Here is a 22,867-nt window from a genome sequence, read left to right as displayed (position 1 = left end):
CGTGTTGCTTGTTCGTTACAGTATCGTGTCTTTTCTGAAGCCTTTGTTTCTTTTATTTTATGAAACATTTAGCTAAGACATTATTATTATTTTGAGAGATTCTTATTGTATAAATTGTAATGATATGGCACGGACTAATAGATAGCCCGTGCCATCATGTTATTGGGCTGCTGGTTGTTGGTGAATGGCTTCTTCCATAATTTTTTGGCGATCAGCTTCAGAAATACCTTTTAAAATTTCATTTATTTTTTCGAGATCTGCATCGCCTTTACGTAAACCAACTGCAATGGATGTATTTGAAATATCTGTATCGAAGCCCTTTTCAAACTTCACATACGTGAACTTATCATTTGCAGCAGCAGCAGAAATACCTTCTGGGCTTTCTGCTACATAGCCGTCAATTTTTCCAGCTTCTAATGCAACACGCATCGCCGGGAAATTATCCATTGCAGTTTGTTTTTTTACATCTTTGATTTGATCGATGACATTGTAGTTCGATGTATTTAATTGTGATGTGATTTTAGCACCAGAAAAATCTTGGATAGAAGTTGCTTTTTCATATTTACTGCCTTTTTTTATGACCATAACAAAATCAGATGTATAGTAGTTTTCAGTGAAATCAACTGTTTGCTTACGCTCTTTAGTAGGTGACATCCCAGCAATGATTGCATCAATTTTATTGGATTGTAACGCTGGTACTAAGCCATCCCATTCCAATTTAACGATAACTAATTCTTTTCCTAAGCCCTCAGCGATTTTTTTCGCCATTTGCACATCATAACCACCCGCATATTCTGCATTATCCGCAATTTTTACTGCACCATTTGCATCATCCTGCTGTGTCCAGTTAAACGGAGCATAACCAGCTTCCATCCCAACACGGAATTGGCCACCGCCTTCTTCCGTATTCGTCTTGTTGCCGTCATTACTAGATGACGTCGTAGCCTTTTTGTCACCAGCACCACAAGCTGCTAGCAAAATTACAGTCATAACAGTCAACATTAATACTAACAATTGTCTTTTCATGTAACATTCCCCTTTTCTGTAAAAAAATAAGACAACTGTACTAAAAAAGACCTAAGTACTGAACTTAGGTCTTACTTTTTTAACAGTTGCCCAAATCCTCACTATAATTCCATCATTCCGAGATAGCACAACCTAGTAAACCTGGAAAATAATTTACTAGGACAGTCCTGCACTTATTCACTGCAGACCCAGCATAAAAGTACGAGCTCCTTTTATACTTCGGCGATAGTTCCTTCTCCATTGCGTCTTCGCTTGCTTGAACTCAACAATGAACTAATAAATACCGCGCCTCTACCTCACAATAATTAAAAGTGAGGTTTGTATATTTAATTGATATTAAGATACTACTATAAAGTTAATAAGTTCGTCAAGATAATTTTATTACTTTTCTGACTAATTACAATATTAGGATTTTTCATTCCTTTAAATGCCTTTTATTCCTTTGAAAAGGGTGAAAAATCATTAAAACTGCCGCTTTGCCGAAAGAGTTTCCTCGCTTTCAATGCTTTCCGTCACCTGGGTTCTTCTATCCGTCGATTCAGAGCTCTTCTATCCATCGCAAAAAAACCCTGCAAACATTGTTCGCAGGGCTTTATAAACTCAGGAATTAAGAATTTAATAATAAATCTTCTGGGTTTTCAAGTAGTTCTTTAACAGTTTTAAGGAAGCCTACAGAATCTTTACCATCGATAATACGGTGGTCATAAGAAAGTGCTAAGTACATCATTGGGCGAATTTCTACTTCACCATTCACTTCAACTGGACGTTTCTTGATAGTATGCATACCAAGGATACCAGCTTGTGTACCATTCATGATAGGTGTAGACATTAATGAACCGAATACGCCACCATTTGTAATTGTGAATGAGCCACCTTGAAGATCTGCTAAACCTAATTTCTTGTCGCGTGCTTTTTTCGCTAGGTCTGCAATTGAATCTTCAATTTCAGCAAAGTTTTTGCGGTCAGCGTCACGTACAACTGGTACTACTAAACCTTCTTCTGTTGATACAGCTACACCGATATCAAAGAAGTTGTTTAAGTGAATTTCATCACCAAAGATTTGTGCGTTAACATATGGGTATTTTTTAAGTGCTGCAACTACAGCTTTTGTGAAGAATGACATGAAACCAAGTTTAGAGCCAGTTGACTCGAAGAATTGGTCTTTTTTACGAGAACGTAAAGCCATAACGTTTGTCATATCTACTTCGTTGAATGTAGTTAACATTGCTGTAGATTGTTTTACTTCAAGTAAGCGTTTTGCAATTGTTTGGCGACGACGGCTCATTTTTTCAATTGTTACACGTGACTCATCTACAGCTGCAACTGCTTTAGGTGCTGCTGGAGCTGCTTGTGGTGCTGCTACTGGAGCTGTACCATGAGCTGCTACGTCTTGTACACGTACACGGCCTTGTGGATCTACTGGAGATACAGCAGCAAGGTCAATACCTTTTTCGCGAGCTAGTTTACGAGCTGCAGGAGATGCGATTACACGCTCACCAGTAGTTTCTTCTACAACTGGAGCTGCTGCAACAGGAGCAGGTGCCGCTTGTGGCGCTGCTGGAGCTGGAGCTGCTGCAACTGGTGCTGCTGGAGCAGGTGCTGCACCTTCGCCAGCTTCTACTACTGCGATGACTTGACCAACAAGTACCGTATCGCCTTCTTCAGCTAAAATTTGAGTTAAAACTCCCGCTTCTTCAGAAATGATTTCAGCGTTTACTTTGTCTGTTTCAAGTTCAACGATGAATTCACCTTTTTCAACGCGATCGCCCACTTTTTTTACCCATTGTGCGATACTACCTTCTGTAATCGATTCTGCTAATTCAGGGACTTTAATTTCAGCCACTTTCATTTCCTCCTTTAATTAACGTGCATTGTGCACATAAAAGGGCTACTGCCTTAGCAAGTAGCCCGGCTCTCAAAAATTAATATGTTATTATTATTTAACCTTTACAGGCTCAGCAACTGCTTCTTCTACAAGTGCGGCTTGAGCTGCTTTATGAGAATCTGCATCACCTTCAGAAGTCGAGCTCATTGCAGGACGGCCTACATAACGTAGCTTTTTACCTTCTGAAAGGTCGTGTAATGTTTCTAATGCATAATTCCAAGAACCTTGGTTTTTAGGTTCTTCTTGTACCCAAACGATTTCTTTTACATTAGGATACTTAGCAATAATACCAGCAACTTGCTCTTTTGGGAATGGGTAAAGTTGTTCTACACGAGTAATGTGTAGGTGATCGAAGCCTTCACCGTCTTTAATACGGTCTGCGATGTCAATCATGACTTTACCTGAACCTAAAACAATGCGCTCTACAGCTTCTGGTTTTGAACCAAGGCCTGGTTGCTCAATTACTTCTTGGAATGAACCATTTGCTAATTGATCAGCATTCGCTGCAGCTAATGGGTGACGAAGTAAGTACTTAGGTGATACAACCACAAGTGGACGAACGCCTTCTGTACCTAATAATGCTGCTTGACGACGTAATAAGTGGTAGTAGTTACCTGCGTTTGAGCAGTTTGCTACGAACCAGTTATTTTCAGCTGACATTTGTAAGTAACGTTCCATACGGCTTGAAGAGTGTTCTGGACCTTGACCTTCATAACCATGTGGTAAAAGAATGACTAAACCAGATTTTTGACCCCATTTAGCACGTGCACCTGAAATAAAGTTATCGAACATAACTTGTGCCATGTTAGCGAAGTCACCAAATTGTGCTTCCCAAACTGATAGTACATGGTCATTTTCTATATTGTAACCATATTCAAAGCCCACTACCCCTGCTTCTGTCAGTGGAGAGTTGTGTACTGTAAATGATGCATTTGCACCTGAAATATGGTGAAGTGGCGTGAATAACTTACCATTGTTTTTGTCATGTAACACTAAGTGACGTTGAGAGAACGTACCACGTTGTGCATCTTGACCTGTAAAACGTACTGGTGTGCCATCTTGAATAATTGTTGCATAAGCTAGCGTTTCTGCATGACCCCAGTCAATTTTTGCAGAAGCAAATGCATCACGGCGTTTTTCTAAAATTTTACCAAGTTTTTTCTGTGGTTCAAAGTTATCATCAAACACTAAAAGCTCTTCGTTAATTTTTTCTAGACGTTCCGCACCAACTGCTGTATCAATTTGTGGGAATTCTACTTTTAATTCTTCAGGCATTTCTATATGCTTGTGTTCATCTTTATCTGCCATTTCTTTCACATGATCATAAGCTGCTTGCATTTCTGCATAGATAGCTTGATCTAATGCTGCAACTTCATCAGCAGAAACTACACCCTCAGCTGCTAACTGAGCACCGTATAAAGCACGAACTGGCTCATGTTTAGAAACTAATTTATATGTTTCAGGGTTTGTTACAGTTGGATCATCAGTTTCATTGTGACCATGACGACGGTAACCGATTAGGTCAACGATGATATCTTTACCGAATTTTTGACGGTAGCTAGCTGCGAAACGACCTACTAGTGCTACAGACTCAGGGCTATCTGCATTCACATGCACAACTGGTACTTCGTAACCTTTTGCAGGGTCAGAAGAGTAAACAGATGAGCGAGAATCTTGTAGTTCAGTTGTAAATCCAATCATGTTGTTAGCAATGATGTGGACTGTACCACCAGTAGTGAACCCTTCAGTTTTTGCGAAGTTTAATACTTCTGTTACGATACCTTGACCTGGGAACGCAGCGTCACCGTGCACAAGAATACCTAATCCTTTTGTGCGGTTATGAACAGCTTGCCCTGGTTTAGAAGTGTCATCTTGTGCTGCACGAGCAGTACCTAAAACAACCGGATTTCCTACTTCTAAGTGAGATGGGTTGTAAGCAAGCTTAACATTCATACCAGATTCACGGTTATATGAAGCACCCATATGATACTTAACATCGCCAGTCCAACCTTTAGTAATTTCAAGGCGACCATTTTCTGGCATAAATAACTCATTTGATACGTGTGCAAAGTCAGAGAACATCATATCGTATGGTTTATTTAAAATGTGTGTTAATACATTTAAACGACCACGGTGAGCCATACCAATACGTACTTTTTCTACGTTATTTGCTTCAGCTGTTTTTAAAATTTCATCAAATAGAATAATTTGAGTATCTAAACCTTCACCAGAGAAACGCTTTTGACCTACAAACGTTTTATGAATAAACTTCTCGAAATTTTCAACACGAGTTAAACGATCTAATAAAGCTTTTTTCTCATTAGAAGATAATGCTTGTTTGAATGAACCTGTTTCAATTTGTGCTTGAATCCAATCACGTTCTTCTGTTGCTACTACGTGATTATATTCAAATGCTACTTTATCTGTATAAACAGATTTTAAGTAATCGATTGCATCTTTACCATTTTTCACGTTTGCTGGCACATCTTTGAAGAAGATAGCTGCAGGAATTTCAGCTAAATCTGCAGCGCTAAGGTTGAACGCGCTTTCTTCAATTTGAGCTGTTTGTAGTTCGCGGTTTTTCAAAGGGTAAATATCTGCCGCTAAATGACCGTTTGTACGGATCGCATCTGCTAATTTCACAGCTGCTAACACTTTCTTGTAATCGCCAGCAGGAGCTGCTGCTGTATTACTAGCTACAGCCACTTCACCTTCTACTACTACTACTGGTGCACCAAATTGTTGGAATAATAATACTAACTCCGGTTCTACTTCTTCAGGAGACTGTAAGAATAAGTCGTATTGCTCCATCACATATCCTAGGTTAGGACCAGAGAAAGCTGACCATGGAGAACTTACAGTTGTAACGTTGTTCGACATGAAAAATGACCTCCAAATTTTGCCTTTCGGCAGTTCCATTAATTAAATTACAATTAATTATATAATATTTTTCCGTTCTTTTAAAGGATGTTTGACATCTTATCCATTATTTAAAGAACGTTTTTTCCATCTCAATCTTACTACTCTTCACAAAAAATACAACTCTTTTTAGCAAATTAAGCAATTTTTCTCCCAAAGGATGAAATAATTAAATAAAGCATGTATTTTTCTCAATATTTTAGCGGGAATTTCAGCAAGAAAACGGTTCCAACATTTTTAATACTCTTGACTTCCACAGAACAATTGTATTTTTCAAGTAACATTTTTGTAATACTAAGCCCTAAGCCTGTACCGCCTATTTGACGATTTCTTGCCTCATCAACTCGATAAAAGCGATCGAAAATGTATGGAATGTTTTCTTCCGCTATACCAATGCCATTATCTTCTATCTTTACTGACACTTCCTGTTCTATGACAGATAGTGAAATTTGAATCTCAGGAATTTTTTCACAATAACGAATTGCATTTTCTATTATATTACGAACGATTTGGCTAAGTGCATTTTCTGTTATAAATAATCGTCCTATTTCTTCATCTTTCGACAGCAATATTCGAGCATCCGGATGAAGGAGTCTTGTGTCCTCTATAACCGCTTCTATAACAGCTACTGCATCAGCCTCACTTTGGATGTCCTTTTCTTCACGTCGTGCAAGTTCTAGTAATTCTTCGATCATTTTACGCATCCGGGCAATTTCAGTTAATGAAGTTTCAATAGATTCCTCTAAAATTTCTGGATCATCTTTCCCCCATCTTTTCAAAAGGGACAGATGTCCTTCAATTGCTTGGATAGGCGTCCGTAACTCATGCGAAGCATCTGCAACAAATTGTTGCTGCTTTGTAAATGATATTTGCAATTCATTCATCATCGCATTGTACATTTTCAATAAATCACCTATCTCATCATGAGACGTGTAAGTTAATTGAATTGGTTCATTAAATCCTTTATCCATAACGGTTTTCATGGATGAACGTAACTCTCGTAATGGTTTCATTAAATAATTGGCAAGATAATAGCCAATAGATGCTGATAACAATAATGCTCCTATGCCTGCTATTAGCATTGTCGTCAATAAATAATGCATCAAAGACTGGAACTTTGATAATGGATGAATCACCTGAATATATCCTTGAAAGAAACCAAGTTGAATTGGTTCATTAATGACTAAGACATCTTTTTTATCAATCGTCATATCAACAATTTCCCCCATTGAGGTTAGAGGTGCAGCCTGAGAGGTATTATTAATACGAAGAATCTGAACGCCATCTGAATTAAACATTCTAATCGTTTGATCACGATCAGCAATAGAATCTATAAGACCTTTATTTTGCTTAATTTCTTGAATAGTAAGATTCGGTCCCTGTGACTCTAAAAAATATACTAAATCATCGCTTGTTCTTTTGATTTTACTTGCTTCGTCATTTGATAACCATGTATGAAGTGAAATATATACGACAATACAAATAATTGTATAGCTAAAAAAAATAACAGCACTAGATGTTAGCATCCATTTTCTTTGTAATGACTGATTGACTAAATAACCTTTCCATTTTTTCATTCACGCATCACATACCCAACCCCACGAACGGTTTCGATATAGGCATTCATATCACCCGGTAGTTTATTTCGCAAATGCCGAATATATACATCTACGACATTAGTCTCTATATTCGTATCATACCCCCAAACAGAGGTTAAAATTAGCTCTCGTGTACAAACTTTATTTTTATGCTCTAGCAATAATTTTAATAAATCATATTCTGTTTTCGTTAAATCAAGCTTTTTCTCTTGAACAAATACTTCATAGGCCGCTACATCCATTTCGATATCACGAAAATGTAATGAACCCCCAATTTTTTCATCAGGTGTCACCCGACGTATTATTGTACGAATTCTAGCTAATAGTTCTTCAATAGCGAATGGTTTTACTATGTAGTCATCTGCGCCAGCATCTAAGCCAGCTACACGATCCATTACAGCATCTCGGGCCGTTAACAATATAATAGGAACCTTTGACTGCGTGCGTATTCGACGACAAATTTCAATTCCATTTATCCCCGGAAGCATGACATCTAATAACAGTACATCAAAATTATCAGATGAAGCTAGCTCTAGTCCTTCTCGTCCATCAAATGCGACGAATACATCGTAACCTTCATGCTTTAATTCTAGCTCCACGAAACGAGCAATATGCTTCTCATCTTCCACTAAGAGTAACTTTTTAGGCATTTCTTCACCTTCTATTCTAAAATAACTATGAGGGGTTTCCTCTTTAATACTGTTATAGCATAACATCAAACAAAAAGTCTGTACCACAAGTAACTACTTGTTTGTACAGACTTTTTTAACTTCTTTCAGTAGCAAAAACGAAGCGGACGAGACATAATTGCTTAGGCGTCAGCAATATAGAGATTATTTTTTCCAATTTCCTTTGCTTTATATAAAGCTTGATCTGCTAATTCTAGCAATTCATTTAGTGTGTGACCGTGATCCGGATAATAAGCGATACCAATGGAAGCAGTTGGAGCAAAGTAATGACTTTCAATTGTCCAACCCTTTTTTAGTTCATTACGAATGCGATTAATAATATCCATTATTTGTGTATGTCTCGTCTCATCATTCCGAGTTAAACCTGTTAGGACGACAACAAATTCATCGCCACCCATTCGTATAACTAAATCATGGTTACGTACAGCCGTAATTAAAACTTGACCAAACATTCGGATAAAGTCATCCCCCGTGTCATGGCCGTACCGATCATTAACTCGCTTAAAGTCATCCCCATCGATATAAAGCATAGCTAAGCACTCATTCCGTTCTTGCGCTTCTACCAATAGTTTCGGAGACTCCTTTTGTAAAAAACGACGATTTGGTAGTTGTGTTAACGTATCGTGATAAGCTAAATATAATAAATCATTTTCTCGTTCCTTACGATGCGTTATTTCACGGGATACCATCATAATTTGTGAAACTTTTTCGCGTTCAGGATCATGAACAACTGTTACGTTTCCTTCAGTCCAAACAGGCGTGCCGTCCTTCGCCCTCAACAGTAGCTCAAACTGCGTTTCCGTTTGGCCTGAATAATTATTTAAAAATGTTTGCCAAGACTTCTTACTTTGTTCATCAACAATGTTACTATAAAACTGACCTTGTAATTCTACATTTTCGTAGCCTAAGAAAATCTCATAGGAAGGCGAGGCATAAATAATGATGCCATCTTCGTTTGTAATGACGATCAAATCATTTGTATTTTCTGTAATAAGACGGAATGTGCGTTCAATATTTTTCAATTCCGTTAACATTCTTTTCTTGTCCGTAATATCATAGTTAATGGATAAATATTGTTCTGTCTCCCCGAATTCATTCTTTAATGGAACTATAGATGCTTCTACCCAAAAGTCAGCATGGAATTTTGTACGGTAGCATAGCTCGCCTCGCCAAATATCCCCCGCTTTTAGCGTTGTTTTAATTAATTGTAATAAGTCTTCTGCATTGTAACGAGGCTCTATTAATTTATAAGGCTGACCTATTAGCTCTTCTGCCGTGAAGCCAGTCGCATTTAAAAACAAATCATTAATTTCTAGTATATTAGCATTACTATCCAAAACAGCAATGGAAGCTGCTGAATTTAGAGCAGCTTTAAAAACCTCTAAACCATGAGATTTTGAGCGTAACTGTGCTTTTTGTTCAGTGAATTGTGTGCAATCCTGCATGAGAAGAAAAATAGCAAATGAATTATCCCATTGCATAACCGGAGATAGTGAAACTAAATACATGCGCTCTTTTTTATCCAGTGTATGAAGCTTGATGAATTTTTCGCCAATATTTTCGCCCATAGCTGCTCTTTGTAAATAGCTCTGGATTTTCCCTACTTCATCTTTAGGAACAATTGGTAGATCGACGAATAATTGCTGTTTAACCGTTTCTGTATCTAATTCAAAGTCTTCCGTGAAGCTGGAGTTCACCTCATAGATAGACCCTTCAGTTGATAAGATGACCGTAGAAAAAGAAGCATGGTCAAACATTGAACGAAGAAATAAAAACTTATCTTCGATACTACGATCATAGAGAATTTCTTTTGTTATGGCTAAAACGTAGTCTTCATTATTATGTTTAATCGGTCGAACAGATGTCTCATATTTACGAACTTCTGATTTATAAAAGGCATAATCCACATAATCAACTTGACTATGCTTAGCAATCGCTTGATTGTAATTTTCTTGAATTATAGAAAAATTTTTCCGACTTGAGGTAAGGGTTGAAAGCATTTTCCCAATCGCCTCATGTGATAACAAAGCTCGAGCTGCTTTATTTAAGCGAATATATTGATAATCGTCTCCCACTTTTTTCATTAAAAAGACAAAATCTTTGCCAATAAACAATTCATTAAATAAATCTTCGCTTAAAAGATATTCCATGCTGTCACCCCTATAAGTCGTTAATATTAATATAAAATTTTTAAATAGCTTTTGTATATACAAAAAAATCAATACTACTATTATAACATAATTTAAAAGAATCACCTTTCTCGAATCGAAATAAATTTATCCTTTTAAGGTTATTTTTTGATATTTTACCTCTTTCGATGAAATAACGTAATTCTAAAGAAACACTTTTCAAGTATTTCCACTCTTAAAAATGATATTTTAGACTTAATGATCCCCGAAATTATATAAAACAATTTTTAACTATTTATGCAATTATTTATTTTTCAGAATTTACCGACTAATAAACTTATTTTTTGTTTTAGCAAGGAAAATGATTGCATAAAGCAGTATGATTGTTATATTATATTAAAAAAACTAGCCTTTTTTCGGTATGGTCGAAAAATCAGTAAGACAGCGGGAGATTATGGATATCATAGTTTTAACGTCTAGTTCTTTGGGTTTTAATTCCAGTACGAATTTTAGTTTTCTTCTTTATGTTTTAAAGGAATTGTTTTAACTACCCTAGTAAAGGAGGCGTTTCGTATGCTTAAACATCGAGACCTACATGAATGTACTGAGCTCTATGAGCTGTTATCACACCCTTCTGTTCTCCCTTTTGTCCGTCAAAAAGCCACATCAGCTGATGAATATTGGTTTATGACAAAACAACTGATTGAAGAAGAAGCGAAGGGACTCGCTATTTCAAGGACAATTACTGATGATTGGGGTCAACCAATCGGCACCATTAGCATTCATGATGTCGAGGATGGTGCAGGCTTTTTAGGAACGTGGATTGGACTCCCTTATCAAGGGCAAGGTTATAACCAAAAGGCGAAAATGCTTTTTTTGAATGAACTTTTTTTTGACTATAACTTCCATACGGTATTTCTCCGTATTCGTGTTGAAAATATAAAATCACAGCGTGCAGCCTTAAAGCTACCCTATATTATGAGTGCGAATGAAAGTCACCCAACATTATTAACACAGGTTAATAGCGGTGAGGCGCAATTTAATTTATATAAAATTCCAAAAGACTTGTTCTATCTTACAACAGCCAATCAATTGGCAGAGGGCGAAGAACAAGCGATGTAATCTACTATGGATTTTCATAAAAAAAGCTATGTGTTCAGTCTTGATGACATGCACATAGCTTTTTTCTATTTTTGCTAATATTAATTGCTGTATTGTGCTTAAGTACAAATTTTGCAATAGGCACTGACTACCAAATTTACTTTTTATATTGTAAAATCAATTTCGCCATTTCTTCTGGCGTCTTCGGTCTTTGAGTTTTCTCCATTAATGCAACCATTTCTGCTTTACGCTCTGTTAACAGATGAACCGATTTTTTAAAGGATTCCTTTGTTAACTCTTCCTCTTGCAATACTTCCGCGTAACCCTGTCTTTTAAATAAGTTGGCATTTAATATTTGGTCACCACGACTTTTTTGTGCAGATAATGGTACTAATAACATCGGTTTATGAAGTGCTAAAAATTCAAAAATCGAATTGGAGCCAGCACGTGAGACGATAAAGTTTGCCGCATGTAATAGATCTGGTAATTCTGTTGTCACATATTCAAACTGCTTGTAACCAGGCGTAGATTCTAATGATTTGTCGTAATTTCCTTTACCACATAAATGAATGATCTGAAACTGTTTTACAAGCTCCGGTATATTTTGACGGAGCGCGTCGTTCAAGACAACTGAGCCTAGACTCCCACCCATCACAAGAAGAACAGGTTTTAATGTTGTAAAGCCACATAATGATAACCCTTTTGCTCGATCTCCCATAAATAACTCTTGGCGAATAATGGAGCCTGTGCAAGTTGCCTTTTCTTTCGGTAAGTGCTGCAAGGTTTCTTCAAAAATCGTAAAAATGTGTGATGCAAATGGTAGCGCAATTTTATTAGCCAAGCCAGGTGTAACATCTGATTCATGAATGACTACAGGAACACCAGCAAGTTTTGCAGCCATGACAACGGGTACAGAAACAAAGCCACCCTTTGAAAAAATTACTTGGGGTTTCACTTTTTTGATAATACGAAAAGCCTGCATAATTCCAGCAAGCACTTTAAAAGGATCTGTAAAATTTTTCATCGAGAAATAACGACGCAATTTCCCACTTGAAATACCGTAAAACGGAACACTTGGAAACGCCTCGCCTATTAATTCTTTTTCAATGCCCTCGTCTGAGCCAATATAGTGGACATCATAACCTAGCTCTTGTAAAGACGGGAGTATCGCTTGATTGAGCGATACATGACCAGCTGTCCCTCCACCGGTTAAAATGATTGTTTGTTGTTTCACATTAATTCTCCTATTCCATCAATTAGGCATTAGCTTAATTGCGTCCGGAATCGACTTTGTACTTAGGCCTGCAGATGTTGTTTGCGCAAAAGCGTGCTAACGCAGCGACAGCAACGGGTTTTGTCTGTGCGAAGCGCAGCAACAGCAACAACAACAAGTTGCAGGTCAGTTAGCCGTTATCGCATGGATGCGATGTTTTTTAGGCTAACATCCTTTTTAACTACTTTCCGATCCCATGACATCCGCTTGTAGCCATACTACTTTTTGTATACAGTCTTTTATTTTACTATATGCGGACGAAAAGATATAGATGAAGCTTTTAATTTCTTTATGTAAACGTCTTTAGTGCCGAAAACGCAGCGACAGATATATTTCTTCCTTGTACCTCTTTGGATATAGGTATATAAAAACCGCTAAGCTGGAGATAACGAATCTGTGTTATCCGCTTAGCGGTTATTTAAACCTAACAAAGTGGCTTTTTTAAATGGTACAATTAATAAATCTTAATTACAGCGAGGTATAATAATGAAGATTATTGATTTAACTCACACATTAACTGAAAAAATATCAGTCTACCCAGGTACTGATCAACCATCATTAAAAATAATATGTAATCATGAATCTGACGGATTTAAAGAAACAGCTTTAACTTTGACTTCACATACTGGCACGCATATGGATGCGCCAAATCATATTTTTAAAGACGGTATTACATTAGATTTAATCTCGGTGGAACAATTTGTAGGTAAAGGTTTGGTCATCGATTGTAGTGATCTTACAGAAGGTCAAAAAATAACTTTAGACAGAATAAATAAAGTGAAGAAAGGAGTTGATCAAGCTGATTTTCTTTTATTTTATACAGGATGGGATCAATACTGGGGAACAGATAAGTATTTTGGTGACTACCCTCACATGACAGAAGAGGTTGCTGAATACCTAATTCAAAGTAATAAAAAAGGTGTAGGACTCGATGTCATAAGCATCGACTCAATGACTAGTTTAACAAATCATAAGAAAGTGCTATTTGATTCTAATTTTGTCATCGTTGAAAATTTAACTAAGCTCGGTGAAATCGGCAATGAACTGTTCACGTTTTATGCCCTACCAATGAAATACGAAAATGCTGATGGTGCTCCTGTCAGAGCAATTGCAATATTATAAGAACATGCAATAACCAGGTGCTCAATCGAGCACCTGGTTATTAGTTTATTGCTTCGGGGACTTTTTCGAAATTAAATCCTTTAAAAGAGACAATTCGTAATGATCCTGTACTTGTTTTTTCGAGATACTACTCTTTACAGCGCAATCTTAGCTCCGCCCATATAATATCTCGGTCTACATGGATAACAACCTGTTTAGCAATTTGACGAAATGCTGTTTTTTCTTCTAGTTTGAAACCAAAAATTGTATTTTTTATTTAAACAATTTCGCATCTGCCCAGTCGGCATGATCATTGTCAATATTATCATTTGCATTAAACGCAACTAACTCAAGTGTATTTTTTCCAGCAATATCTACTTCTACATGTTCAGCTGGTTCGTTTGATTTTTTTACCGGACTTATATACAAAATTTTACCATCGACAATTACCACAAAATTCACAGAACCATGACCTGGCGCTACTTGATCATCTATTCCTACATCAACTGTAAATTTAGTATACTGTCCATTCAAATTATACTTAATTGAACTATTTGAATGCGAGCCAATACCTTTTTCATATTTCACACCTTTAATAGATAACTGTGTTTTATAAAACGATTGGTTTTTATTATAAGAAAAATAATCAGGTGTCATTTGCTCTATATCTCCTGTAACTGAAACTGGCGTTAACTCATCACTTAAATACACAGAGACAGGTGCCGCTAAAGTAGTTGTATTTCCGCTTACAAAAAATGTACAAATAGTAAGCATTAAAACCACAGCTAAACTTAAAACCTTAAATCGAAAACCTTTTGGATTAATAACGTGCTTTGTGTTTTTCATATCATATCCCCTTTCGATTTTGAAGTACAATCATATCTTTACACAAAGGACCAAAATTTTCAATCTTTTTTTATAATTGTAAATATTGTTAAAAATTAGAATATAAAATAAAAACATAATCACTTTATTACATTGATCCACTGTCTATTAACATTTTTCTCGCTCCTCGCTAGAACGTTTGTTTTTAATCTTCTCAGAATAAATGGTCGCGTTTTAGCAAAAAGAAAATAATAAGAACTTAAAAAAACTCAGGTACTCTCATTTAATGAGCCCTGACTTTTGATTACACGGATAGTTATTTTCAAAAAAAGAAGAGTTCGTTGAAATTGATGATGTAATACTGCATTCCCCTCTTGAGGAACCCCTGTATTATTTATCCCCTATGTATTAAAGATAATTGGATCAGGTGGCAGCATTACAAGCACCTCATAAACAGGGTCAACTGATTGCCAAGCATTTTGCGGAGTTGCATGAATATAATGATGTGTTGCGGATGTCTAATTCATAAGTATATCTTTGTTATATATTTTTAAGCCATACATTATTAAAAACGTTGATAAAAAATGGTCAAGTAAATCGCTATGTATGAGGTGGAATATTAATTTCTGCTCCAGATTAACGTCTGGTTAATCCCACACTTTAATCACTGTAAATAAGAGGCATAGCCAATAAGTTCATTTGCCGAAGAGCCACTTTATTGATTATGCACTTTAATTACACCACGGAAATTTTTTTACAACACAAAAGTGAAAAAATCTCTCTACCTACAAAGTCTAAATTTCCGCTTATATTATGTTGTATAAAAAAAGATGTCCACTAAGTCTTTTACGACTTAGTGGACCCTATTATTCAATAAAGCTATTATTATTTTTGGATAAATTGTTGTGTCCAGTAGTTACCTGACTTCACATAGCCAACACCAATATGCGTAAATTTCTCATTTAAAATATTCGCGCGGTGACCTGGTGAATCCATCCAAGCTTGTACTACTTCTTGAGGTGTACGTTGACCTTGTGCAATATTTTCACCTGCACTCTTATACGTAATACCTAAAGCTTTCATACGATCAAATGGTGAACCGAATGTTGGGCTTGTATGTGAAAAATAGTTTTTAGATTGCATATCTTGTGATTTTTCACGAGCAGCTGCCATCAGTTGAGCATCCGTTTTAAATGGTGCTAAACCAGCTTTTGTACGTTCAGCATTCGTTAATTTTACTACTTCTTGTTCAAAAGCATTCACATCTGAAGTAGTTGTTGATGGTTTAGATTGAGCTGGTGCAGTAGCTGCATTATCTTTTTGAGCTGTTTGTGTATTGTTATTTGTTGTTTGATTATTTTCTGGTACTTGTACTTCTTTTGTTGGTGCTTGTGTTTGTGGTTGTTTAACTACCCACTTATGATTTGACCACTGATTTGACCATTTATAAGAATAAACAACTTTATTACAGTCTGTAGTTGTGTTCCCCTCTGTAGTATTTTCTGCAGCGGAAGCCATTTGAATTGGAGCTGCTAATAAAAATGTTGCACAAATTGCAGTTAGTGTTTTTTTCATTTTTGCAATTCCTCCTTCTCTGCAAACAATCGTAAAGTACGAATTTAATAAATTTCTTACCAGCATCTGCTAACAACACCATCGGAGACATAAATTCGCATCAAACAGAGGGTTTTTGACAATAATTTTTAGCAAGTTCCACCAGCCTATGAAATACTTACGTTTCAAATAGGGTTGACACTTCTAAAAAACTATCAAATATTTTCAATATTCAAGTAGATACACATCCGAATTATAGTCTTAAACTATAGAAACATACTTCCTTTATTTTACTAATCCACAAAAAAATCTGCCATGATTACTACTTTAATAAGACAACTATTAGTAGTAATCAGCAGATTTTATATGTCTATATAGTGAAGCCTACTATTTAATTAATACCTATAACATTTAAGCTACTTACATCTTCACCAATAATAACGAGTTTCGCAGGCATTTTTACGTATTCCGGAAGCCATTGGACCATGCCATACGCATATTGAAACAGTAAAGGATTTTTTACACCTTCTATTGGCACATAGCCTTTCATTCGATACACGGTTTCAGGCAATGTGCGCACCCAATCTTCAAATTGCCCCTGTGTAAAGTCAACGTCATTAAATTCAACTAATCTTGAACCGAGATGCATTGATGCTATTGGGGCTTTCACAATGTCTTGTTTATCCACCTGAGCTGTTGCCTTTAAATCTTCTAATAAACGTAACGGCACACGACCATTTGTAGTTTGCAAAATAAAGGCATGAGGGTTAAAGCCTTGTAGCTCATAAACAACCTGTGCCTGCTCGGCCTCTGTTAATAAATCCGTTTTATTGGCCAGCAATAAATGTGCGTGACGGATTTGCTCCATAAATAAGGAGCGCACTTGCGGGGTTAATGTTTCTCGATTTAGCCACAGCTTCGAGTCAGCAACCGTAACAATTCCTTTGACATTTAATTGTTCCGCAAATAACGGTGAATAAACAGCGTCTAAAGCTTCTACAGGATGTGCAGCACCTGTTGTTTCTATAATTAAGACATCAAAGTCACTATCTAATAGAAGGGATTGAATTTGTGCCTCTGTTTTTTCAGCGCCAGAGCAGCAAATACAACCCTCTAGCATTTCCTTAAGCGGAATATCCTTTTCCACAGCCTGTGAGTCAAATGGGAGCTTTCCAAGCTCATTCATAATGACAGCAGGCTTTAATTTTTTTTCCTTTAGTTGTCGAATAACATCTGTTAGCATGGATGTTTTTCCGCTACCTAAAAAGCCACTAAATAAGTATACGTCCTTCACAATTATTACCTCCTATAAAAAAAGCTGTCGCAAAAGGCCACTTGAGACGCCTGCTGCGACAGCTACTTTGTTAGTTTGTAGTTTACTCAGTTTTTGCTGGTGTACCAGTAAGCAGTTCTTTTGCTTTTAACAATTGAGGATCATCTGCTTTTATTTTAGCACGTAATGCATCCATTAAAGCATACGTTGTATCGCCAGTTAAAACGCCAGTTTCTTCAAGACCACTTGCAGCTTGCAGTTTTTTCACTGCACGTTCTGTGTATTGATCAAAAATACCGCTTGCTTTACCAGGCTCATATCCTAAAACTTCTAGCATCTCTTGTGCCGCTTTTACAGAGTTAGACTGCACATCCTTTTTCATTTCCATAGATGGATCTAAGTATGGTAATGATGCATAAGATGGGTATGACACTTTAACATCTGGAGCAATTCCTTTTTCGTGAATCCAGTTACCATTTGGTGTTAGCCATTTACCTGTTGTGAATTTTAGGTTAGAGCCATCTTTTAATGGTGTGACATTTTGCACTGTACCTTTACCAAACGATGTTTCTCCAACAATTTTAGCACCGACAGATTCTTTTAATGCTCCAGCTAATATTTCAGAAGCAGAAGCACTGCCGCTATCCACAAGGACTGTTACTGGGATATTATATTTTTTACCAGCAATAGCATTTGTAATTTTCGGCTCTTTATCTTTTTGTTGTACTTGGACAATCGGTTTACCTTCTGGAACAAATAAATTCGAAATTTCTATTGCAGCATCTAGGTAACCACCTGGATTTTGGCGTACATCTAAGACGATACCTTTCAAGCCTTTACCTTCGTAATCTGCAAGAATCTTCTCAAATTCTTTTGCTGTATTTTCACTAAATGACGTGATTTGAATATGGGCAATATCCCCTTCAAGCATTTCACCGTAAACCGTTTCAACCGGAATTTCATCACGGACAATTGTCATATTAAGAGGATCCGCGTTTCCTTCCCTTTTCACGGTTAATTTTACTGGTGTTCCTTTTTCACCACGAATACGAGCTACCGCTTCAGATGCACTTAGCCCATGAATGCTTTTTCCATCTACAGTTAAGATAATATCTTTCGGTAATAGCCCCGCTTTTTCAGCAGGTGAATTTTTAATAGGTGACACAACTGTAATAGAGCCGTTACGCTCTTGAATTTCCGCACCAATTCCTTGGAAACTAGAAGACAAACCAGACTTAAATTGATCTGCTTCGTCCTTCACCATAAAATCAGAATACGGATCACCTAAAGCGTCAAACATGCCATTAATAGCGCCATCGACCACTTTCGCATCGTCGATATCTTTGTAATAGTTGTTTTTAAGTAAATCATAGGCTTCGTACAATTTAGAAAATTCCGTACGCCCAGTCGGCACTTTCACTTCCACTGCTTTCTTATCTCCAAATGTTAACGCAAATATCGTTAAGCCTGCAGTAATAAGGATTGTAAAGAACATCAGCATAATAAATTTAAACGGTTTCATTTGTATAAATTGTCCTGCTGGTTTCACTTCAGTAGGGGGTGTTTGTTCTGACTGCTGTTCTATACTATCTTTTTTCTGTTCATCCATCTTGATTGTCACCACTCTCATATACACTAACTTGTTGTCACACTATTACCATCTTAACAGGTTATAGAGAAGACGAAAAGAAAAAGACTGTCAAAATTTCACGACAAATCTTGTCCTACAACAATCTTCATAAAATCCAGCATTTCTTAATCACTATATTGTTAAGCACATTATTCTATGTAGATGTTATTGCTTTAGATTTTGTAAAAATACAGGTGCCCTTGAAGCACTTCTAAAGGCACCTCTGTTATCTGCTAAGTTGAAGGTATATAATGGTACTGCTTTTCTATTTTACCCGTTTCCTCGAAGCAGTCAACTAAAATCCTCATAGAATATTAGAAATTACATATCCTCTTATGCATCTTTAATATACGTAACTTGCGCCAATTTAGCATTTTTTATTTTCATCTCTGCATTTTTCACTGCATTGATTCCTGTAAAAGTTCCTGTTCTAATACGATAATTTGCAGCGTCCTGCTCAATGTAAACAAGCCAGCCGAATGTTTTTTTCATCACCTGTGCTGCGCTTTCTGCTGCTTTAAGAGTACTATACGTTCCCGTGAAAATTCGATATTTTTGCGTTTCTACTGGAGGTATTTGAGTATCTCCAGCTTTTTTTACCATGTCGATAAATTGTGACCAAGGTATTTTTCCAGCACGAATATTACGAGGGCAATTTTTCCCACTAAAATAATTGTGTTGAACAATATTTTGAATTGTTATATTTTCATCTTTTATAATTTTTGCGATTAGATTCACCGCATTGTCCACAGCTTTTAAATAATCTCCATCACTATTTACGCAAATTTCCACTTGAATTCCTTGGCTATTACCAACATACGTTCCTGTTCCCCAGCACTCCCAAAAATGTTCAAATGATTGTACAGCTTCTTTGTCATCTACTTGCCAATGCCAACTAGCTTCCCTACTGTTACCATTTATCTGTAGACGAGCATGGGCGTCAGCATCAGCGCCAACGCTCGTATTGTCGGTTTCATGAACGACAATATACTTTTTTGCATTATTTTTACCATTTGTCATATTCATTGCTTGTGAAGTTGATACTAGTTTTTGGCGTATTGTTACCATAGGTTTCCCCCCCTTCTTTTTGTCATAATGTAAAAAGCGGGATGATTGAACTTTAATCATACTATCTTACCTTTTGTAGTTCGAAGATAGATAATAAGTTCACTCTATATTATGAACCTTTTGTAACTTCTACTATGTTTTTATAAGCATTAATAACCAATATTCGCACTCGAAATTTACTGATTATTTTGGCTGTGCGCTGAGCAGTTTTTAACTCAGTTCTTTTAATTTTTTTATAACAGAATGTACTGTTAGTCTATGAAAAGTAAGAAGCTGACCCTTATAAATGACAGAAAAAATACCGTACGGGGTTGGTGATAATTCCATCAACTTTTCTCTATCCTTAAGATCAACAAGCGTAACTTGTATATTCAATTTATTTGCACCAGCTATAATATTTTCTGTTGCAATTTCAACATATGGACATTGGAATGACCGTAAAATCGTTAAGTCGTTAAATTTTTTTAATCTGTCCTCCCAATCATTCGGAAAATAAGGTTGTTGGACTTCATTGCTCAATGGGTAGATAAGTAATTCAAAATCATATGGCGCCTTATCTATAAGTTGAAAATTGTTTTTCAAAAAAATCTCTTTACTAGGTGCCCATGACGTTTTTGAATTCGTAATAACAACAACCCCTTTTTTTGCTAGCTTTTTTGCATCTTCTATACATTTATTGATTAATCGAGTTCCATAACCTTTTCCAACTGTACTTACCCATAAACAATGAATCACTAAATAACCATCCGCATAAACCACTCTTGAGGAATTTTCTGCTTCTGTATATTCAATAAACCCAACTTGTTTTTTATTGTCCATCACTTGCACATATTTCAAGCCTTCCTCAAATCTATTGTTCAGCCATTTGTTCTTATTTATATATCCGCTTGATTTCTTCTTACTTCTAAGACAAAAACTCCTAGTTCCCTCTAAAAACTCATTATTACATTCAACTAATTCAACGTTACACAACAATACCAATCCCCCTACTCATTAGGGTAATTATACCTTTTTTGAATTATAAACATAACGTATGGTTGGTTTCCGTTCTGGCTGGGCGCTTTGTTGTTGTTGCTGACGCTTCGCTTTCGCACAGAAAAACATTTGTTGCTGTCGCTTCGCTTCCGCGCAAAGCAAAGCTTCCTTGGGGTCGATGAGCCGCTTCACTCGCATTGCTCGGTCCATGGCCTCATCTGTGATGTTGATCCCCAAGGAGTCGTCCAGCCCACCCCAATCAACAAATCTTCATCGTATTTGTACTATCTGTATATAGATAAGTCGTTCCTAGAAAATGAAAAATCAGGCTATTTACATCTTTAGCCTGATTTCCCCACGGAAAAAAATTTATTATTATTTGAAATTCGAATTTACAGCCCATAAAAACAATGTAAAAGTACACATTTGAAACCTATTGGTTTTTAATCTTTTTTATTCTGCACTTCAAGTAATTCAGAAACTGTGACAAATTTATATCCTTGCCTTTCCAGTTCAGGAATTATTTTATCCATCGCTTGCACTGTTTGATGACGATTTCCGCCTCCATCATGAAAAAGAACGATATTTCCTTCTTTGACACCGTTTAGCACAGTGTTAACAATTCTATTAGTACCTGGACTTTTCCAATCTAAAGTATCTAAATGCCATGACCACATAACAACTTTATATCCTTCTTTAGCAATCGCTTGAATCATTGCATCTGAATACTGTCCTTCTACAGGGCGGAATAAAGTAGGCTTAAATCCTGTGATGTTCTGAATAACGTCATTCGTTTGATTTATTTCCTTTAGTAAATTCGGAACATTCGTCCTTAGAGGATGCGTAAATGTATGGTTGGCTAATTCATGACCTTCCTTATACATTCTTGATATTACCTCTGGATTTTTTTGCGCATTTTGACCAACAATAAAAAAAGTAGCTTTCGCATGATATTTGGCTAATACATCTAAAATCTGAGATGTGTACTTTCGATGTGGACCATCATCGAAAGTAAGGGCAACAATTTTTTCATCCGTATTGACCTCCCAGACAATTTGTCCTGCTTCTTCATAATACTTCCTTCCTTTATTTTCATATTTCTCTGCGCCGACTTTTGCATAAAAAAAGGAGACAGTTAAAAGGCAAATAGGGAGTAAAAACAGGAGTTTTTTCAAATCTTCACCTCCTCAAATAAAATATTTAGTACCTTATTATTTGAGGAATGTTAAAAAAAATGCTCTTTTTTGATTTTTTGTTGCAGTGTATACTTCAGTGATAGCAGCTAGAGGTTGTCCTTACAGTGATTTTGGAATTAAAACGTCACTGACTAAATTTCAAAAACTGCTCATTCATTTTAAATATCTGTTTCAAATGATGTTCCATATGTTCAAGATAATCTTGAATAAGCCACTGTAAAGTTATTAGTTGATTATTTTCAAAGCCACATTGTAGAGCAAGCTTTTCATTAGGGATATTTTTAATAACATTTATAATTTTTTTATTTAAGCTCACCCATAGGTTCATTACTTCATCAAAAGGTAACTCTTGATACCCTTGGATTTTCACCCAATAAACTTGGTCATACGGTGTTAATAGAAAGGGTTGCTTTTCGTATTGTATGTTAATGAACCTATCCAGATTATTAATGGCGGAGTCGCATAAATGGCCTAATATCTCTTTTTTTGACCACTTTTGAGGCGCTGGTCGTTGTGAAATCTCTAGTTCAGACATATGACGAAATTCGCCAGGAATGCTATCAATCCAAAAAAGTAATTGATCTATAATTCTATGCACATTTTTCACACCTCTATTGATATCTGA

The 22,867-nt window shown here is 36.3% G+C and carries 18 protein-coding genes and 1 riboswitch; of the genes, 2 read left to right on the top strand and 16 right to left on the bottom strand.

What is annotated here, in order from left to right; translation table 11 throughout:
• Positions 1-159: 159 nt before the first annotated feature.
• The 6 genes from C7Y47_RS06580 to C7Y47_RS06555 form a co-directional block, all read right to left on the bottom strand.
• Entirely contained in the window at positions 160-1,026 is an 867-nt protein-coding gene (locus tag C7Y47_RS06580) for a transporter substrate-binding domain-containing protein (RefSeq protein WP_142508040.1), read from the bottom strand.
• Positions 1,027-1,141: 115 nt separating this feature from the next.
• A riboswitch (Lysine riboswitch) is annotated at positions 1,142-1,328 on the bottom strand.
• Positions 1,329-1,633: 305 nt separating this feature from the next.
• A complete protein-coding gene (gene odhB, locus C7Y47_RS06575; RefSeq protein WP_142508039.1) occupies positions 1,634-2,869 on the bottom strand; it encodes a 2-oxoglutarate dehydrogenase complex dihydrolipoyllysine-residue succinyltransferase in 1,236 nt (411 codons plus the stop codon).
• Between the two features lie 93 nt (positions 2,870-2,962).
• Positions 2,963-5,791 carry a 2-oxoglutarate dehydrogenase E1 component gene (locus tag C7Y47_RS06570; RefSeq protein ID WP_142508038.1) on the bottom strand — a complete coding sequence of 943 codons (2,829 nt, stop codon included), beginning with the start codon at positions 5,789-5,791 and terminating at the stop codon, positions 2,963-2,965.
• Between the two features lie 230 nt (positions 5,792-6,021).
• A complete protein-coding gene (locus C7Y47_RS06565; RefSeq protein ID WP_142508037.1) occupies positions 6,022-7,407 on the bottom strand; it encodes a sensor histidine kinase in 1,386 nt (461 codons plus the stop codon).
• On the bottom strand, positions 7,404-8,078 hold the full coding sequence (locus C7Y47_RS06560; RefSeq protein WP_142508036.1) for a response regulator transcription factor: 675 nt from the start codon (positions 8,076-8,078) through the stop codon (positions 7,404-7,406). The genes C7Y47_RS06565 and C7Y47_RS06560 overlap by 4 nt, the downstream gene beginning before the upstream one ends.
• 161 nt (positions 8,079-8,239) lie before the next feature.
• On the bottom strand, positions 8,240-10,267 hold the full coding sequence (locus tag C7Y47_RS06555) for a diguanylate cyclase domain-containing protein (RefSeq protein ID WP_142508035.1): 2,028 nt from the start codon (positions 10,265-10,267) through the stop codon (positions 8,240-8,242).
• 552 nt (positions 10,268-10,819) lie between these two features.
• Here C7Y47_RS06555 and C7Y47_RS06550 point away from each other — a divergent pair.
• Positions 10,820-11,368 carry a GNAT family N-acetyltransferase gene (locus C7Y47_RS06550; RefSeq protein WP_142508034.1) on the top strand — a complete coding sequence of 183 codons (549 nt, stop codon included), beginning with the start codon at positions 10,820-10,822 and terminating at the stop codon, positions 11,366-11,368.
• A 136-nt stretch (positions 11,369-11,504) separates the two neighbouring features.
• On the opposite strand, the gene C7Y47_RS06545 is transcribed toward C7Y47_RS06550, so the two are convergent.
• Entirely contained in the window at positions 11,505-12,581 is a 1,077-nt protein-coding gene (locus C7Y47_RS06545; protein WP_142508033.1) for an undecaprenyldiphospho-muramoylpentapeptide beta-N-acetylglucosaminyltransferase, read from the bottom strand.
• A gap of 525 nt (positions 12,582-13,106) precedes the next feature.
• Between C7Y47_RS06545 and C7Y47_RS06540 the strand changes: the two genes are divergently transcribed.
• Entirely contained in the window at positions 13,107-13,742 is a 636-nt protein-coding gene (locus tag C7Y47_RS06540; protein WP_142508032.1) for a cyclase family protein, read from the top strand.
• Positions 13,743-13,994: 252 nt separating this feature from the next.
• Here C7Y47_RS06540 and C7Y47_RS06535 read toward each other — a convergent pair whose 3' ends face one another.
• From C7Y47_RS06535 to C7Y47_RS06495, 9 genes are all read right to left on the bottom strand, one after another.
• Complete coding sequence (locus tag C7Y47_RS06535) at positions 13,995-14,567, bottom strand: NPCBM/NEW2 domain-containing protein (protein ID WP_142508031.1); 573 nt, start codon at positions 14,565-14,567, stop codon at positions 13,995-13,997.
• Between the two features lie 864 nt (positions 14,568-15,431).
• Complete coding sequence (locus C7Y47_RS06530; protein WP_142508030.1) at positions 15,432-16,121, bottom strand: CAP domain-containing protein; 690 nt, start codon at positions 16,119-16,121, stop codon at positions 15,432-15,434.
• Positions 16,122-16,491: 370 nt separating this feature from the next.
• Positions 16,492-17,394 (bottom strand): CobW family GTP-binding protein, encoded by a 903-nt coding sequence (locus C7Y47_RS06525; protein WP_142508029.1) that lies wholly within the window; start codon positions 17,392-17,394, stop codon positions 16,492-16,494.
• 82 nt (positions 17,395-17,476) lie between these two features.
• Positions 17,477-18,982, bottom strand: a complete 1,506-nt coding sequence (locus C7Y47_RS06520; protein ID WP_142508028.1) for a S41 family peptidase — start codon at positions 18,980-18,982, stop codon at positions 17,477-17,479.
• Between the two features lie 354 nt (positions 18,983-19,336).
• Positions 19,337-20,071 carry a peptidoglycan recognition protein family protein gene (locus C7Y47_RS06515; protein WP_185903420.1) on the bottom strand — a complete coding sequence of 245 codons (735 nt, stop codon included), beginning with the start codon at positions 20,069-20,071 and terminating at the stop codon, positions 19,337-19,339.
• Between the two features lie 210 nt (positions 20,072-20,281).
• Positions 20,282-21,046 (bottom strand): GNAT family N-acetyltransferase, encoded by a 765-nt coding sequence (locus C7Y47_RS06510; RefSeq protein WP_142508026.1) that lies wholly within the window; start codon positions 21,044-21,046, stop codon positions 20,282-20,284.
• Positions 21,047-21,073: 27 nt separating this feature from the next.
• The gene (locus C7Y47_RS06505) at positions 21,074-21,283 is read right to left on the bottom strand and encodes a hypothetical protein (protein ID WP_142508025.1); all 210 of its coding nucleotides are present in this window, start codon (positions 21,281-21,283) and stop codon (positions 21,074-21,076) included.
• 206 nt (positions 21,284-21,489) lie between these two features.
• Positions 21,490-22,221 (bottom strand): polysaccharide deacetylase family protein, encoded by a 732-nt coding sequence (locus C7Y47_RS06500; RefSeq protein ID WP_142508024.1) that lies wholly within the window; start codon positions 22,219-22,221, stop codon positions 21,490-21,492.
• A gap of 145 nt (positions 22,222-22,366) precedes the next feature.
• Positions 22,367-22,840 (bottom strand): DinB family protein, encoded by a 474-nt coding sequence (locus C7Y47_RS06495; RefSeq protein WP_142508023.1) that lies wholly within the window; start codon positions 22,838-22,840, stop codon positions 22,367-22,369.
• Positions 22,841-22,867 lie beyond the last annotated feature (27 nt).

Source organism: Lysinibacillus sphaericus (genome assembly GCF_006864135.1).
Lineage (GTDB): Bacteria > Bacillota > Bacilli > Bacillales_A > Planococcaceae > Lysinibacillus.
Note: the sequence above shows the minus strand (reverse complement) of the source record. Positions and strands in the feature narration are given on the sequence as shown.

Excerpts from the sequence above, each read along its gene's own strand:
- C7Y47_RS06580 (WP_142508040.1), bottom strand. The coding sequence starts at position 1,026 with ATGAAAAGACAATTGTTAGTATTAATGTTGACTGTTATGACTGTAATT.
- C7Y47_RS06570 (WP_142508038.1), bottom strand. The coding sequence starts at position 5,791 with ATGTCGAACAACGTTACAACTGTAAGTTCTCCATGGTCAGCTTTCTCT.
- C7Y47_RS06565 (WP_142508037.1), bottom strand. The coding sequence starts at position 7,407 with ATGAAAAAATGGAAAGGTTATTTAGTCAATCAGTCATTACAAAGAAAA.
- C7Y47_RS06560 (WP_142508036.1), bottom strand. The coding sequence starts at position 8,078 with ATGCCTAAAAAGTTACTCTTAGTGGAAGATGAGAAGCATATTGCTCGT.
- C7Y47_RS06555 (WP_142508035.1), bottom strand. The coding sequence starts at position 10,267 with ATGGAATATCTTTTAAGCGAAGATTTATTTAATGAATTGTTTATTGGC.
- C7Y47_RS06550 (WP_142508034.1), top strand. The coding sequence starts at position 10,820 with ATGCTTAAACATCGAGACCTACATGAATGTACTGAGCTCTATGAGCTG.
- C7Y47_RS06540 (WP_142508032.1), top strand. The coding sequence starts at position 13,107 with ATGAAGATTATTGATTTAACTCACACATTAACTGAAAAAATATCAGTC.
- C7Y47_RS06535 (WP_142508031.1), bottom strand. The coding sequence starts at position 14,567 with ATGAAAAACACAAAGCACGTTATTAATCCAAAAGGTTTTCGATTTAAG.
- C7Y47_RS06530 (WP_142508030.1), bottom strand. The coding sequence starts at position 16,121 with ATGAAAAAAACACTAACTGCAATTTGTGCAACATTTTTATTAGCAGCT.
- C7Y47_RS06520 (WP_142508028.1), bottom strand. The coding sequence starts at position 18,982 with ATGGATGAACAGAAAAAAGATAGTATAGAACAGCAGTCAGAACAAACA.
- C7Y47_RS06515 (WP_185903420.1), bottom strand. The coding sequence starts at position 20,071 with ATGGTAACAATACGCCAAAAACTAGTATCAACTTCACAAGCAATGAAT.